This is a genomic window from Paraclostridium bifermentans (assembly GCF_019916025.1).
In the GTDB taxonomy this organism is placed as follows: Bacteria; Bacillota; Clostridia; order Peptostreptococcales; family Peptostreptococcaceae; genus Paraclostridium; species Paraclostridium bifermentans.
This window is the reverse complement of record NZ_CP079737.1, coordinates 2,168,513-2,184,442: the sequence shown is the minus strand read 5'-3', so window position 1 is coordinate 2,184,442 and position 15,930 is coordinate 2,168,513. Positions and strand designations below refer to the sequence as shown.

Annotated in this window: 15 protein-coding genes and 1 pseudogene; 13 read left to right on the top strand and 3 right to left on the bottom strand. The window is 28.8% G+C overall.

The genetic code is table 11. From position 1 onward, the window contains the following. Window positions 1–11: 11 nt before the first annotated feature. Both KXZ80_RS10515 and KXZ80_RS10510 read right to left on the bottom strand, forming a co-directional pair. Complete coding sequence (locus tag KXZ80_RS10515) at window positions 12–350, bottom strand: DUF1622 domain-containing protein (protein WP_021433434.1); 339 nt, start codon at window positions 348–350, stop codon at window positions 12–14. 63 nt (window positions 351–413) lie between these two features. Further along, entirely contained in the window at window positions 414–1,331 is a 918-nt protein-coding gene (locus KXZ80_RS10510) for a CPBP family intramembrane glutamic endopeptidase (RefSeq protein WP_021433433.1), read from the bottom strand. A gap of 154 nt (window positions 1,332–1,485) precedes the next feature. On the opposite strand from KXZ80_RS10510, the gene KXZ80_RS10505 reads away from it, so the two are divergent. The 13 genes and pseudogenes from KXZ80_RS10505 (at window position 1,486) to KXZ80_RS10450 (ending at window position 15,369) form a co-directional block, all read left to right on the top strand. After that, window positions 1,486–1,692: a DUF378 domain-containing protein gene (locus tag KXZ80_RS10505; RefSeq protein WP_021431189.1), complete on the top strand. Its 207-nt coding sequence runs from the start codon at window positions 1,486–1,488 to the stop codon at window positions 1,690–1,692. A 143-nt stretch (window positions 1,693–1,835) separates the two neighbouring features. Next, a complete protein-coding gene (locus tag KXZ80_RS10500; RefSeq protein ID WP_021433432.1) occupies window positions 1,836–3,185 on the top strand; it encodes an MATE family efflux transporter in 1,350 nt (449 codons plus the stop codon). Between the two features lie 98 nt (window positions 3,186–3,283). Next, complete coding sequence (locus KXZ80_RS10495) at window positions 3,284–3,553, top strand: hypothetical protein (RefSeq protein WP_021433431.1); 270 nt, start codon at window positions 3,284–3,286, stop codon at window positions 3,551–3,553. A gap of 173 nt (window positions 3,554–3,726) precedes the next feature. After that, the gene (locus KXZ80_RS10490) at window positions 3,727–4,545 is read left to right on the top strand and encodes a MerR family transcriptional regulator (RefSeq protein WP_021433430.1); all 819 of its coding nucleotides are present in this window, start codon (window positions 3,727–3,729) and stop codon (window positions 4,543–4,545) included. Between the two features lie 255 nt (window positions 4,546–4,800). Beyond that, window positions 4,801–4,938 (top strand): annotated as a pseudogene (locus tag KXZ80_RS17920) (cation transporter); the annotation flags it as partial. Between the two features lie 21 nt (window positions 4,939–4,959). Next, entirely contained in the window at window positions 4,960–7,458 is a 2,499-nt protein-coding gene (locus KXZ80_RS10485) for a heavy metal translocating P-type ATPase (protein ID WP_021433428.1), read from the top strand. Between the two features lie 201 nt (window positions 7,459–7,659). Then, window positions 7,660–8,172: an ECF transporter S component gene (locus KXZ80_RS10480; protein ID WP_021433427.1), complete on the top strand. Its 513-nt coding sequence runs from the start codon at window positions 7,660–7,662 to the stop codon at window positions 8,170–8,172. 244 nt (window positions 8,173–8,416) lie between these two features. Further along, window positions 8,417–9,757, top strand: a complete 1,341-nt coding sequence (locus KXZ80_RS10475) for a Na+/H+ antiporter NhaC family protein (protein ID WP_021433426.1) — start codon at window positions 8,417–8,419, stop codon at window positions 9,755–9,757. 205 nt (window positions 9,758–9,962) lie between these two features. Next, window positions 9,963–11,549: an ABC transporter substrate-binding protein gene (locus KXZ80_RS10470; RefSeq protein ID WP_021433425.1), complete on the top strand. Its 1,587-nt coding sequence runs from the start codon at window positions 9,963–9,965 to the stop codon at window positions 11,547–11,549. Window positions 11,550–11,628: 79 nt separating this feature from the next. Then, a complete protein-coding gene (locus tag KXZ80_RS10465) occupies window positions 11,629–12,573 on the top strand; it encodes an ABC transporter permease (protein WP_021433424.1) in 945 nt (314 codons plus the stop codon). Between the two features lie 14 nt (window positions 12,574–12,587). Further along, the gene (locus tag KXZ80_RS10460; RefSeq protein WP_021433423.1) at window positions 12,588–13,433 is read left to right on the top strand and encodes an ABC transporter permease; all 846 of its coding nucleotides are present in this window, start codon (window positions 12,588–12,590) and stop codon (window positions 13,431–13,433) included. 9 nt (window positions 13,434–13,442) lie between these two features. Continuing rightward, on the top strand, window positions 13,443–14,432 hold the full coding sequence (locus KXZ80_RS10455; protein WP_021433422.1) for an ABC transporter ATP-binding protein: 990 nt from the start codon (window positions 13,443–13,445) through the stop codon (window positions 14,430–14,432). Beyond that, window positions 14,413–15,369: an ABC transporter ATP-binding protein gene (locus KXZ80_RS10450; RefSeq protein WP_021433421.1), complete on the top strand. Its 957-nt coding sequence runs from the start codon at window positions 14,413–14,415 to the stop codon at window positions 15,367–15,369. Before KXZ80_RS10455 ends, KXZ80_RS10450 begins: the two co-directional genes overlap by 20 nt. Before the next feature lie 48 nt (window positions 15,370–15,417). Here the strand turns inward: KXZ80_RS10450 and KXZ80_RS10445 are convergent, their stop codons facing one another. After that, entirely contained in the window at window positions 15,418–15,684 is a 267-nt protein-coding gene (locus KXZ80_RS10445) for a hypothetical protein (RefSeq protein ID WP_156344344.1), read from the bottom strand. Between the last annotated feature and the right edge of the window lie 246 nt (window positions 15,685–15,930).

The window sequence follows — 15,930 nt, the reverse complement described above, 5'->3', positions numbered from 1 at the left end:
TATAAGCTTTACTAATTTTTTCTGTTATTTTCATTATTATCTTGTTTAATTTCCCATTCTATAACAAAAGTCATAAGTACTCTAAGCAAAAACACAGCACCTAAAATAACAAGTTCATCTAGTGTTTTCACTAACACTGTTTTTAAAATTTCAGCTGCCAATTTAAATTCAAGACCTGTGGCCATAGCTGTAGCAAATTGATGCTTTACGCTAACGTCTATTTTAAATAAAACTTTTCTAATATAGTAATAAAAAGCTGTAAATGCTCCTATAGATATAACTACAACGCCCATAAATTCAAAAATACTTACTAAAATAGGAATGTATTTAGTCATAAACTCTTCTAGCATAAAAATCCTCCTAGATTGAAGAAAATATAGTTATAAATAGTATTAGTTAGATTCAGATAATTATTAACAATATTTATTGAAGAAGCCTTTTCTGTCAAGTAGAAGAATAAAAACTATCCCTATTATTAATATAAGGGTAGATGCAAGACCAGCTTCAGGTCCAAAAACTCCACCAGATACAAGACTGTTTCCATTTAAGTTAAAATCAAATAAGCTTCCAACAGAAACATTTAATCCACTAACTTCAAATCCAAATAAATTGCCTTGAGCAAAATTCCACGCACTATGCATACCACAAGCACCCCAAAGGTCGTTTGTTTTTATGACATATAGACCAAATAAATACCCAACCAGTATTATATTTAAAATGGCTACTATATTAACATTTGGGTTAGATAGGTGAAGTAGACCAAAAAGAACAGAGGATACAAATAATCCAATTTTTATATTATAGCGTGCACCTAAGACATTCATAAGCCATCCTCGAGTTAAAACTTCTTCTGTTCCTCCTTGAATTATCCAACCTATTAAAACAATAAAGATGTTTAATAAAGCAAATTTACCTACAGGCTGAGAAGGAGATTGTTCTAAAGATACAAATCCAAATAAATATAGAACAAGTACGACTAAACTCATTAAAATTAGTCCTATTAAAAATCCTATTGAATATTTTTTAAACCAATTGTATTTAGAAAAACCAATTGAGCTAATACTTCTTTTTTCTATCTTTGAAACTCTAAAAAATACTAGTAAAGATATACCGATAAAGCTTAGTAATGATGCTAGTAGCATTAAAAATTCAGGGTTAGATGAAAATAAAGGAATACTACCTACTAAAGAAATTAAGGGAATAATAACTATAGACCCTAAAATTGAACCTATATTTAGAAATAATAAAGCTAAAATTATTGCCCAAAAAAAATTGGGTAGTTTTTTAGAAGTTTTAGCCCTGTCTACTAAAGTCTCATTTCTTATAAACATAAAAAACACCTCCTAAATAGCTATATAATAATACTATCATAAATTATTGAATAACGCTTTCTTATATTGGTGATTTTAAAATTAGAAAAAAAAGAATAATTGAAAAAATACTGGAAATAATAACTAAAAGAAAAAATTAAAGGAGTGTATAAATATGTTATTAAAACAAATTTCATTAGTATTAGTTATTATAGGAGCTTTAAACTGGGGTTCTATAGGACTATTTGAACTTGATCTTGTAGGATACTTATTTGGAGGAACATATTCAATGATAAGTAGAAGTATATTTACATTAGTAGGGGTAGCTGGATTATACTCTTTATATACTTTAGCTACATTAAAAGATGATAAAAATAGATAAAATTTATAATAAATAAAATTCACACTATAAGGTGTGAATTTTTTGTTTTATTAGAAGAATTAAAATATTTGTTGAATGATATTGACTCTATACCTACTATAGACTTTATAATGTGTTTTAGGAAAAATAATAGGAGGGAAATTATGGTTAGTGAATTTTTAAGATATGCAGTCCCATCATCATTGGCAATGTTTATATCGTCATTATATACCGTTATCGATGGAATCTTTGTTGGCCAAGGTGTTGGAGACTCTGCATTAGCAGCTGTAAACATAGTTCTTCCATTTACTGTAGTTTTATTTGGTATTGCAAGTATGCTAGCAGTTGGAGGAGGTGCTTTAGTATCTAAGAATGTAGGTGCTGAAGATATAGATAAAGCAGTTGATATATTTAGACAAGTATTTAAGCTATTATTAATTATAAGTATAGTAACAAGTATCGTTTGTATCGTATTTACAGGTCCAATTGTAAGGATGTTAGGAGCAACGGATAATTTAGAACCTTTAGCCGTTGAGTACCTTAAATATTATGCTATTTTTTGCACGCCTAACTTAGTTGGTATAGTATTAAATAGTTTTGTAAGAAATGATAATAAACCAAAACTTGCGATGGTTTCAACTATTGCAGGAGCTATAACTAATGTAATATTAGATTATGTATTTATATTTCCTTTGGGAATGGGAATTAAAGGCGCTGCTATAGCTACAGGTTTAGGTCAAATAGTTACAGTAGCTATACTTCTTCCACATTTCTTAAAGAAAAGAGGGTATTTAAGCTTTGGAAATACATCTTTAAATAAAGATACAATAAAAGAAGTTTTAAACATTGGATTCCCATCATTTTTTGGACAAGCAAGTTTTTCAATCATTGTATTCTTACACAATATAGCACTGTCAAACTTTATGGGAGAAATAGGTATATCGACATATAGTATAATAAACTATATAACTACAAATATTTATATGGTTTTACTAGGATTAACATTTGGGGCACAACCTCTGATAAGTTATAATTTTGGAAGAAGAGATTCTAAAAAAATGTTAAAATTCTATGACATAAATTGTAAGTGTTCATTAGTTGTTAGTATAACAGCAGCATTGATATGCTATGTATTTGGAAGAAGCATTGTTGGTATATTTACAACTGATCCAAACATAGCAAAACTTGGGTACCATGGTATAAAGATAGCATGTTTAGCGTATATAATAGGAAGTATAAACTTAAATACATTAGTTTATTATCAAGCTATTGAAATACCTAAATTCTCAAACTTAATTTGCGTATTTAGATCAATTATATTTTTACCTATCTGTTTAATTGTATTACCAAAGTTATTTGGTTTAAATGGAATATGGTCAAGTGTATTAGTTTCAGAATCTATAACATTTATAGTTATGTATGTAATGGCTAATGTAAGAAAATATACTGCGAAAGTAATAAATGAATCAGAGCAAAGTCAAAATATAATTTTAGGCGATGCATCTAATATATAAATAAAAAACTGGACTCTAATTAAAGGGTTCAGTTTTTATTTTTTCAAAAAAGGGTAAAACCATTATATAATTAAAATTATATGGAGGATTAAATTAAATTGATAGATATAAAAAATTTTAGAAAATGTGTATTTGAAAATTTAAAAAAAATTGATGTAGGAAATAAAATTGAATTACTTACTTTTAAAAAGGACAGAAAAGTAACGATTGAAAAGATTGATCAAAATATATTTAATGTGATTCAAGATGGATTTGAGTATAAGCAATTTTATAATTTAGATAGTAAAAAACTAGAAAAAGCTTTAAAACAAATTCAACGCGCAGAATTTCCGAGAAGTAATAAGTTTTTTTTGAAAATAATAAAATAGAAAAAATAACAAGTTTAGAGTTGCATACACTAAACACGAGAACATAATAGAAGTATTTTTTATATCAACTAAAATAATCAAAAATGAATTTGTAAAGTTATTAGAAAATACAAATTTAATAGATTAGATGGATTTAGTGTAGCATTATGCTAAAATATAGCAGAGGTGATTGAATGGGAAAATATTTATCTATTGGTCAAATGGCTAAACTAAACAATATATCGGTGCAGACTCTTAGGCATTATGAAAAAGTTGAATTGTTAAAGCCTTCATACATAAATGAAACTACAGGATATAGGTATTATTCTATGAAGGATTTTGGCACTATAGATTTAATAAAACAATGTAAAGCTATGGGCATGCCGCTAGAAGAAATAAAGGAAGTAACACATAACTATACATCTTTGGAATCAATTTTTAATATACTTGGAAATCAAAAACAAATAATTTATGAAAAATTAAAAGAATTAGATAATATCAAAAATAAAATTGAATCTCTTGAAAATAAGATAAAAATTTCACTAGATAAAGGGCTTAACACTGTATTTATTAAAGAGAATGAAGAAAGAACTTTTAAAACATATCATTGCAAAGATAGATATACTGATGAATTTGAAATTATTTTGAGAAAAGTATTATTAGAAGTAGAAAAAGATTATGAAAATGTAAATGCTGAAATTGCGTTTACAACTTCGTATAGTGACATGAAATTTAATCAGAATGTAGTTTATAAAAATGTAATGATAAACTTGGGTGAGAATAAAAATTTTATAGATGAAAAAATAATAAAAATACCTAAAGGTAAATACTTAACTATGTACTTTGATGATGCATATAAAGATTCAGGCAAATACTATGATGTAATTATGAAATATATAAAAGATAATAATATTGAAACTATAGGTGATTTTCACGAAATATATATAATGACTAGGGTTGGTATGGATGGAAAAGAAAAGTCGCTTGGACAAATAGAAATATTAATGAAATAAAAAAGCTGGTATCTATTAGGTTATCAGCTTTTTTCGTTTATAGAAAATAATAGTTTATAAAAAATGCTAATTACTTATAAATTTTGGTTAAAAATATATAAAATTAAATTTTGTAAAAAAAGTGTTTCAAAATACCCATAGGGGGTATATAATATTATTATAAACTATTAAATTTAAGGATGGTGAAAACCAATGAGTATAAATACAAATAAAAGTACTTATAAAATAACTGGGATGACTTGAGCAGCTTGTGCAAAAGCTGTTGAGAAAGCAGTTAAAAAATTAGATGGGGTAGAAAGCCAGAATGTAAACATAGCAACAGAAAAACTGGATATAGAGTATGATCCGAATAAAGTTAAATTCACGGATTTAAAGGATGCAATAGAAAAAGCAGGTTATGGGATAAAAGAAGAGGTGAAAAACACAGAACTGTTTGAAAAAATTGATATAAAAATAGAGGGAATGACATGTCAATCTTGTGCAAAGGCAGTTGAAAGAAGTGTAAAAAAATTAGATGGAATAGAAAATGCAAATGTAAATATAGCGACAGATAAAGCAACAATACAGTATGATGGATCAAAAGTTAAATTATCGCAAATTAAGGGCGCAATAGAAAAAGCAGGCTATAAAGTTGTAGATGAAGCTAAGCAAATTGATATAAAAATAGAAGGAATGACATGTCAATCTTGTGCAAAAGCAGTTGAAAGAGGTATAAAAAAACTAGATGGCATTAAATCTGTAAATGTAAACATAGCAACAGATAAAGCAACAATACAGTATGATGGATCGAAAGTAAAGTTGTCACAAATTAAGGGTGCAATAGAAAAAGCAGGTTATAAAGTTATAGAAAAAATTAAAGATAACAATATAGATGAAGATAAAATAAGAAAAGAAAAAGAAATAAAGGTTCTTAAAAATAAACTTATAATATCTATGGTATTTGCAATTCCATTATTATATATAGCTATGGGACCGATGATGCCTAAACCATTTGGGCCATTACCGATACCAGAATTTATAAACCCTATGCATAATTCACTAAATTATGCATTAGTTCAACTATTATTAGTAATACCTATAATAGGAGCTGGATACAAATTTTATATAAATGGAACTAAAGCATTAATAACTAAAAGTCCAAATATGGATTCCTTAGTTGCAATAGGTACAGCTTCAGCACTTATATACAGTGTATATACTACTATACAAATTGCTACAGGGAAAATTGGACATGTAGGTGGTCATGATCATCAATTATATTATGAAAGTGCAGGTATAATAATAGCACTAATATTACTTGGAAAATATTTGGAAACTAGATCTAAAGGAAAAACTTCAGAAGCTATAAAAACTCTTATGGGATTACAGCCAAAGACTGCTATAATAATAAAAAATTCACAGGAGTTAGAAATACCAATTGATGAAGTTGAAGAAGATGATATTATAGTAGTAAAACCAGGAAGTAAGATACCTGTAGATGGGATAGTAATTGAAGGACATACTTTAGTAGATGAATCTATGCTTACAGGAGAAAGTATGCCAGTTGAGAAAAAAGTTGGAGATAAGGTAACTGGAGCTAGTATAAATAAAAATGGTAATATAAAATTCAAAGCAGAAAAAGTAGGAAGTGATACTGCTCTTGCTCAGATTATAAAATTAGTTGAAGATGCACAAGGAAGCAAAGCGCCTATAGCAAAATTAGCTGATACTGTATCTGGTTATTTTGTGCCAACAGTTCTAGCAATAGCTACAATAAGTGCATTACTTTGGTTCTTTGTAGGTGGAAAAGATTTAGTATTTTCTTTAACTATTTTTATATCTATATTAGTTATAGCTTGCCCATGTGCATTAGGACTTGCAACACCTACAGCTATAATGGTTGGAACAGGTAAAGGGGCAGAAAATGGCATATTAATAAAAGGTGGAGAAGCACTAGAGTCTGCACATAAAATAAATACTATAATATTTGATAAAACAGGAACTATAACAGAAGGAAAACCTGTTGTAACGGATATTGTAACTACTAATATAGTTAGGGAAAAAGAACTTCTTCAATTCGCAGCAAGTGCAGAAAAAGGGTCAGAACATCCACTTGGAGAGGCTATAGTAAAAAAAGGCGAGGAAGAAAAATTAGAAATTTTAAATGTAACTAATTTTAACTCTATAACAGGTCATGGTATAGAAGTAACAATAGATAAAAAGAATATATTCTTAGGCAATAAGAAACTAATGGATGATAAAAACATAAGTACAAGTGAGTTAGAGACAATTTCTGATAAATTAGCAAGTGAAGGTAAAACTCCGATGTATATATCTATTGATAATAAACTAGCAGGTATAATAGCTGTTGCTGATATAGTTAAAGAAAATAGCAAAAAAGCAGTAGAAAGATTACATGAAATGGGAATTCAAGTTGCTATGGTTACTGGAGATAATAAAAAAACAGCAAATGCAATAGCAAATGAAGTTGGTATAGATATTGTCTTAGCGGAAGTATTGCCAGAAGATAAAGCAAATGAAGTTAAAAAACTTCAAGATAAAGGTAATTTTGTAGCAATGGTAGGTGATGGAATTAATGACGCTCCTGCATTAGCTAAGGCTGACATCGGAATTGCAATAGGAAGTGGGACTGATGTTGCTATTGAATCTGCAAATATTGTTTTAATGAAAAGTGACCTTATGGATGTTCCGACAGCTATTAAATTAAGTAAAGAAACAATTAAAAATATTAAGCAAAATTTATTCTGGGCATTTGGGTACAACACTATAGGGATACCTGTGGCAGCAGGAATATTATATTTATTTGGAGGGCCGTTACTAAATCCTATGATAGCAGCAGCAGCCATGAGCTTAAGTTCAGTATCTGTAGTTAGTAATGCATTAAGATTAAAAAACTTTAAAGCATATAAATAATAAAAATAAAAGAATAGCTAATTTTAGCTATTCTTTTATTTTTAACTTTTAAATTTAGGGTAATATATAAATGTGGATTGTATAATAATCATTGTACCCATACAATCAAAATAAAAATTGTATGGGTACAATAATTATTGTATGTTTGAATACGTTTCTTTATAATAAAAGCATAAGAAATTGATCGAGGAGGGATAAAATATGCATGAGGATACAAGGAAAACAGTGCTTAAGGGGCTTATGATAGCTTTAGTCTGTATTGCTACTATGACTATACAAATACCAATGCCTGGAACTGAGGGATACATTAACATTGGAGATAGCGTGATTTTCATTTCGTCAATACTATTTGGTCCTATAACAGGTATGATAGCGGGAGGAATCGGTTCTGCTTTTGCGGACATATTAAGTGGATATGCTCATTGGGCAATATTTACTCTTGTAATAAAAGGATTAGAAGGATATTTAGTTGGAATTATAATGAGAAAGCATAATACAGTTATAAAAAGTGTATTTTCAACAGGAGTAGGAACTTTAACAATGGTAATAGGGTATTTTATAGCAGGCATAATATTAAAAGGTAGCGCTATAATTTCAGCAGCTTCTATACCTGCTAACTTAATGCAAGGGATAGTAAGTATGGTAATAGCTATTCCACTTTCATATTCTCTAAGTAAAGTGAAATATGTTAAAATGTTTAAAGCTCATTCTTAGAATAAAAAATATATAAATTTAAATAAAAAAAGCAAGTGAATTAATATTAATATTCACTTGCTTTTTTTTTACACTTAATGACATTATAATTACTTAAAAAAGTGTTTAAAATTTAACATAATTGATTTTCTCTATATTTACAAATTAGTACATAGATATTTGCAATTTTACATATTTATACAATTTTCATACAATAGATGTTGGGTTAAGAAGCTTATTCATAATGTAAAGGGAGGAAAAAATTATGGAACATATAGACGATAATAGTCTGAATCAAAAAAAGGGAAGTGCGATAGCATTACTTCCTATAGGTGTATTTTTAATATTATTTTTAGGTAGTGGGATTTTAACTGGAGACTTTTATAAAATGCCAGCATTGACAGCATTTGTAATTGCAGCTGTAGTTGCATTTATAATTAATCCTAAAGAATCTTTAGATAATAAAATGGACGTTTTTTTAAAGAGTGCAGGGGATAGCAATATTCTGATAATGATTGTTATATTTTTATTAGCAGGGGCTTTTGGTAGTGTAGCTAAAGCAATGGGAGGGGTAGACTCTACAGTAAACTTAAGCTTAGCGATTTTACCACCAAATTTATTAGTACCAGGTTTATTTTTAATGGTATGTTTTATATCTACATCAATGGGAACATCTGTTGGGACGGTGTCTGCACTAACACCTATTGCAATAGGTGTATCGCAAAAAACTGGAATACAATTAGAGTTATTAGTAGCGATAATAGTTGGGGGATCTATGGTTGGAGATAGTTTATCTATGATATCAGATACAACTATAGCAGCGGCAAGTACACAAGGTTGTCAGATGAAAGATAAGGTAAAAATGAACTTCTTTGTTATACTTCCAGCAGCATTACTAAGCTTTATAATAATAGCTGTAATGACAGCAGGGACAGCAGCTTCAGCTGAAGCTGGACATTATGAAGTTATAAAAGTTGTTCCGTATGTTGCAGTATTAGTTGGAGCTCTAGCTGGAGCGAATGTTTTTGTACTTCTTGCAGGAGGAGTTGTATTTGCAGGAGCTATAGGGATTTTCACAGGAACATTAGATATGTGGCAATTTATAGATGCTGTATCTAAAGGTATGGCTGGAATGCAAGAGTTATGTATATTAGTAGTTATAGTAGGTGGGGTAATAGGATTAATAAAACACAATGGTGGTATAGATTTCATATTAAATTTTGTAACAAGCAAGATAAAAAGCCCAACTGGAGCTAAGTTTGGAATAGCTTTAATTGCTAGTATAATAGATTTATGTACAGCAAATAACACTATAACTATAATAACAGCAGGACCATTAGCTAAGGACATTGGGAAAAAGTATGGTCTTGATCCAAGAAAACTTGCAAGTATATTAGATTTATTTTCATCATGTTGGCAAGGTATGATTCCTTATGGAGCTCAAATATTAACGGCTGTAGGAATTGCTGGAGTTTCATCTATAGGAGTTATTAAATTTTTATATTATCCAATACTTCTATTAATATTTGCAAGTATATCTTTAGTAGTAGAGTTTCCTAAATTAAGCTTTAAAAAAGAAGCTAACAAAGAAAGTAGAGCTAGTTAAAATTAAAAAATAAAAAAGGACTTATTTAAGTCCTTTTTTATTTTTTTACCAAAAATTATCTTGAATACCTTATTTAATGTGATTGTTTTTATCTATATATGAATATCAAGAAATAGAAAATAACAATTTTACATATTTATACAATTTTCATACAATAGACCTGGGACTAATATCTAATATTTATACAATTTCAAGGGGGATTAAAATGAAAATTGCAAAACGATTAATATCGCTAGGACTGATCAGTACTATGTTGTTTACTGTAGGATGTTCATCTAAAGGTTCTGAAAGTAAAGACTCAGGGAAAACAAATAGTGCTTCAAGTGGTAAATCTATAACTTTAGTAGCTGGTGGAAATCCACAAACAACAAATCCATTATATGCTAACGATAGAGCATCAATGACGCTTATGAATGCTATTTATTCACCATTATATGTTATAGAAGGTGAAAAGAAAACGTTCTACTTAGCTGAAAAAGTTGATATATCAGATGACTACTTAACTTATAAAGTTAAATTAAGAGATAATTTAAAGTGGCATGATGGAAAGCCTATAACTACAGACGATATTATATATACATATGATGCTATTATGGATAAAAATCAAAATTCAATAAGAAGAGCAGATTTTTTAGTAAATGGAGAACCTGTTGAATTCAAAAAAATAGATGCTCAAAATTTTGAAGTTAAATTGCCATCAGTTTTAATGTCATTTGAAGATACACTAAGTTCTTTAAGACCTATACCAAAGCATATATTTGAAGGGGAAAAAGATATAGCTAAGAGTGAAAAAAACAATTCACCTATAGGTTCTGGGCCATATAAAATAAAAGAAGTAAAATCTGGAGAAAGTATATTACTAGATAAGAATACAGATTATTTCTTGGGAGATCCAAACTTAGATACCGTAGCATATAGAATAATTTCAGATAGAAACTCAGCTGCTATGGCACTTCAAAATGGAGAAGTTCAAGCAAATTATGTTAAACCAGACCAAGTTGAAACTGTATCAAAGAATAAAAATTTAGATGTAAAAATGTTTGATGAGGGAATGGTAGACAATTTAGTTTTATGTGAAGAAAACAAAGATTTAGCTAAAAAAGAAGTGAGACAAGCTATAGCTTATGCAATAAATAAAGATCAAATAATGACATCAGCTTATGGATCAGATAAATATGCTAAAAAAGCTTATTCATTATTTGCACCAAATACATTATATTACACAGATGATGTTGAAAAATATGACTATAACAAAGATAAAGCTAAAGAATTATTAAAATCTGCAGGAGCTGAAAACTTAAAATTAAGATTAGGATATACTAATGGAGATAAAACTTTAGAATCAATAGCATTAGTGATACAAAATAACTTAAAAGAAATAGGAGTAACAGTTGATTTAGTGCCTTTAGAAAGAAGTGCATTTTTAGGTCAATTATTTACAGAAGATTTATCTACTAGAACATTTGATATGGCTATAAATGGTTATGTTATGGGGAATGAACCAGCAGCATATGCATCTATATTTACAAACGAAGAGTCAAATAATGTACAAGGTTATTCAAATGAAGAAGTAAATAAACTATTTAAGGAAGCATCTGTAGAGACAGATAGTGCTAAAAGAGGAGAATTGTATAAAGAAATTCAACAAAAAATAGTTGAAGACGTTTCATTATACCCTATAGCATACCCTAAATCTATGGTTGCTATAGATAAACAATATACAGGAATAGATGAAGCTAAATTAGTTCCGATATATATGTTCCAAGATTTATCTAAATTAAATAAGAAGTAGTGAAAATGATATATAAATTTTAGAGCTGTTTCATAATAGAAACAGCTCTTTTCAAGTAAGCTTAGATTGGGGTGACAGTATGAAAGAAAAAATTATAAAAAGACTTTTAAATATGATACCAATGTTGTTTTTTATAACTATAATATCATTTATATTAATGCACTTAGCACCAGGAGACCCACTACAGGCATACATATCCCCGGATATGAATGTAGAAGATATAGAGAGAATTAGAGAAAGTTTAGGACTTAACGATCCAATAATAGTTCAATATTTTAAATGGCTATTTAACACTATACAAGGAAATTTAGGATACTCAATGGTTAATAGTAAGCCTGTGCTAAATCTTATATTGGAAAGGTTAGGACCAACTATCTTACTTTCTGGAAGTGCATTGGTAATATCTATTATTATATCAATACCAGTAGGGCTTATATCAGGTTATAAGAAAAATTCAATAATAGATAAGGTGTTAAATGTAGTTTCATATATTGGGATTTCCATACCTAGTTTTTGGTTTGCGATGATGCTAATATATGTTTTTTCAATAAAATTAAATATATTCCCTAGTGTAGGGATGAGGACTATTGGAGTAGATACAACTTTAGATTTAATAAATCATTTAATATTGCCCGTTACGGTTTTAAGTTTTTACAATTTATCAGTGTATATAAGATACATTCGTTCAAGTACTATAGAACAATTAAAACAAGATTATGTTACTACTCAATATGCATATGGAGCTAGCACGAAAGATATACTTTTTAAACATGTACTAAAAAACACTTTATTGCCTGTGATAACTATATTTGGAATGTCACTTCCAAGTATTTTTACAGGGGCCTTTATAACAGAAACTATCTTTGGGTGGCCAGGAATGGGTCAACTAGGAGTAAATGCAATTTTTGGATATGACTACCCAGTAGTTATGGGAATAACTTTATTTTCATCGGCGATGCTGATAATCGGGAATTTGATAGCTGACATACTATATGCAATGGTAGATCCTAGAATTAAATCATAAGAGAGGGTAGTAAAATGAATGATAGAGTAATTAAAAATTTAAAGATAAATTTAAAACAAAATAAGCTAGCAATACTAGCCATTGCAATTATTGTGATTTTTACAATCGCTTCAGTTTTTGCATTTTTATCACCTTATGACCCTAATCAGATAGATCCGATTAATAGGCTCTTAAGACCGAGCCTAACGCATTTATTTGGAACAGATGATGTAGGTAGAGACTATTTTACTAGATCCCTTTATGGTGGAAGAATATCACTTATGGTAGGGTTTATGGCAATGATAATATCTACATTGGTAGGAACTATTATAGGAGCTATAAGTGGATACTTTGGAGGTAAGATAGATGATTTTATAATGAGAAGTATAGATATTCTTATGTGTATTCCAACATTTTTCTTAATTTTGGTTATAAATTCTTATTTAGGTGCATCCGTTAAAAATTTAATTCTTATAATTGGATTTTTAGGATGGATGTCAATTGCTAGAATTGTAAGGGGAGAGACCCTATCGGTAAAAGAAAGAGAGTATGTATTATATGCAAAAGCGTCGGGACAAAGCTCTTTTAAAATAATAACTAAGCATATAATTCCAAGTATACTACCAACTATAATTGTTTCAGCTACTATAAATATAGCAACTGCAATACTATTAGAATCATCATTAAGTTTTTTAGGGGTTGGAGTAACTCAGCCAAATGCATCATGGGGAAGTATGTTGAAAGATGCTCAAAGTTATTTGATGGATGCGCCTTACTTAGCATTTTTCCCAGGTATGTTTATATTATTGACCGTACTTAGTTTTAATTTAATTGGAGATGTGTTAAGAAATGTATTTGATCCAAAAGCAAATGACAGGTAGGTGAGAAATGTGGAAAAAATATTAGAAGTCAAAAACTTGAAAACTTCTTTCTTTACACAAGAAGGAGAAGTTGAAGCAGTTAGGGATGTTAGCTTTGATGTATTTAAAGGAGAAACTGTTGGAATTGTTGGTGAAAGTGGAAGTGGAAAAAGTATAACATCAAAATCAATAATGAGAATTATAGATAAACCAGGAAAAATAAAAGATGGCGAAATACTTTTTGAAGAAATAGATTTATTAAAATTAAGTACTAGAGATATGAGGAAAATAAGAGGAAATAAAATATCTATGATATTTCAAGATTCTATGACTGCCCTAAATCCGCTTATAACAGTTGGAAATCAGATACAAGAAATTATAATTAGGCATCAACATTTAGATAAAAATGAAGCTAGAAAAAAATCTATTGAAATTTTAAGAAAAGTAGGAATACCATCACCTGAAGATAGAGTAAATAGGTATCCTCATGAGTTTAGTGGTGGAATGAGACAAAGGGTGTGTATAGCAATGGCTATAAGTTCTAATCCCAAACTTTTAATAGCTGATGAGCCAACAACAGCATTAGATGTTACTATACAAGCTCAAATACTAAATCTTTTAAAAGATTTAAATAAAGATAAAGATAGCTCTATAATGCTAATAACACATGATTTGGGCGTAGTTTACAATACTTGTGATAGAGTAGTTGTTATGTATGGCGGTAGAATAATGGAGATAGGAACGGTAGATGAGATTTTTGAAAATCCAAAGCACCCATATACCATAGGATTGTTAAAATCAATTCCAAGAGGGGTGAACACTAAAAAAGAAAGATTAACATCTATAGAGGGTACACCTCCAAATTTACTAAAACCTCCTAAGGGATGTCCATTTTATGATAGATGTAATGAAAAAATGGACATGTGCATTGAAAGACCTGCAACAAAACTAATTAATGAAAATCATAAAGTAGACTGTTGGAAATATTCAGGAGGAAAAAATGAATTTAATAGAAGTTAAAAATTTAAAAAAATATTTTATTCAAAAAAGTGGTTTAATAAAAAAAGATGTAAAGGAAGTTAAGGCTGTAGATGATGTTAGTTTTTATATAAAAAAGGGTGAAACGTTAGGATTGGTTGGAGAAAGTGGTTGTGGGAAATCTACATTAGGAAGAACTTTAATAAGATTATATGATGTTACAGATGGTGAAATTTTATTTGATGGAGAAGATATATCTAGAAAAAATGAAAAGCATTTAAAAGAATTTAGAAAACGAACACAAACAATTTTTCAGGATCCATATGCATCTTTAAATCCTAATATGAATGTAATGGAAATCATTTGTGAACCATTAGATATACATACGAATTATTCTAAGAGTGAGAAAAAAGATATTGTATATAATCTGCTTGAAAAAGTTGGACTAAAAAAAGAGCATGCAAACAGATATCCACATGAGTTTAGTGGAGGACAAAGGCAGCGTATTGGAATTGCTAGAGCACTTTCAGTGAAGCCGGATTTTATATTTTGTGATGAACCTATATCAGCTTTAGATGTTTCAGTACAAGCTCAAGTTATCAATTTACTCGAAGATTTGCAAGAAGAGTTAGGGATAACTTACTTATTTATAGCACATGATTTATCTATGGTAAAACATATATCTGATAGAGTTGGAGTTATGTATCTAGGTAAGATAGTAGAAATCGGAAGTAGTGAAGATATATATAATAATCCTAGACATCCATACACAAAAGCTTTATTAAGTAGTATTCCAATTATTGGAGAAAAAACAAAAAGCGAAGTTTTAGATGGAGATGTACCGAGCCCTATAAATCCACCTTCTGGCTGTAGGTTTAGAACTAGGTGCAAGTATAAAACTTTGATTTGTGAACAAAAGGAACCGATTATGATTAAAACAGATGGTGAGCATTTTGTTGCGTGTCATAATATAGATTAAATATAAAAAAGCAGGTAAATAGTATTTACCTGCTTTTTTATATTTAATCTATATTTCAAACTCTTTAGGCCTTATAAATTTTAAAACAAAATTTTTACTATGACCAACTATCCATATACATAACAATGTTATAAAAAAGGCTATACCTAACTCAAATATATCTATCATAGAAAAACTCATTCTCATAAATATCATATAAGAAGTAATCATAAAAACTATGTAATTTATACTAAATAGTAAATCTACTAATTTTTCAGACCAACCATCTAAATATAATTTTCGCGATTTAAAAAGCTTACAGCCCATATTTTTCATTTCTGAGAAAATAGAATAAAATGAATAAATTATTACTGAAACTAAAAAAACACTTATACTATATGGAATTTTGTATATAAAGCTTACTCCCCCTGAACAAGCTAAAATGAACAAACATAGCATGACCTTTTTAAATAAATATTTAATAAACATAAATCCTAATAAACATGCTATTAAAATAAATATTAATTCCAAAATATCAACCCTTTCTAAAATTGAAAATACTGAAATATCATTATATATTAT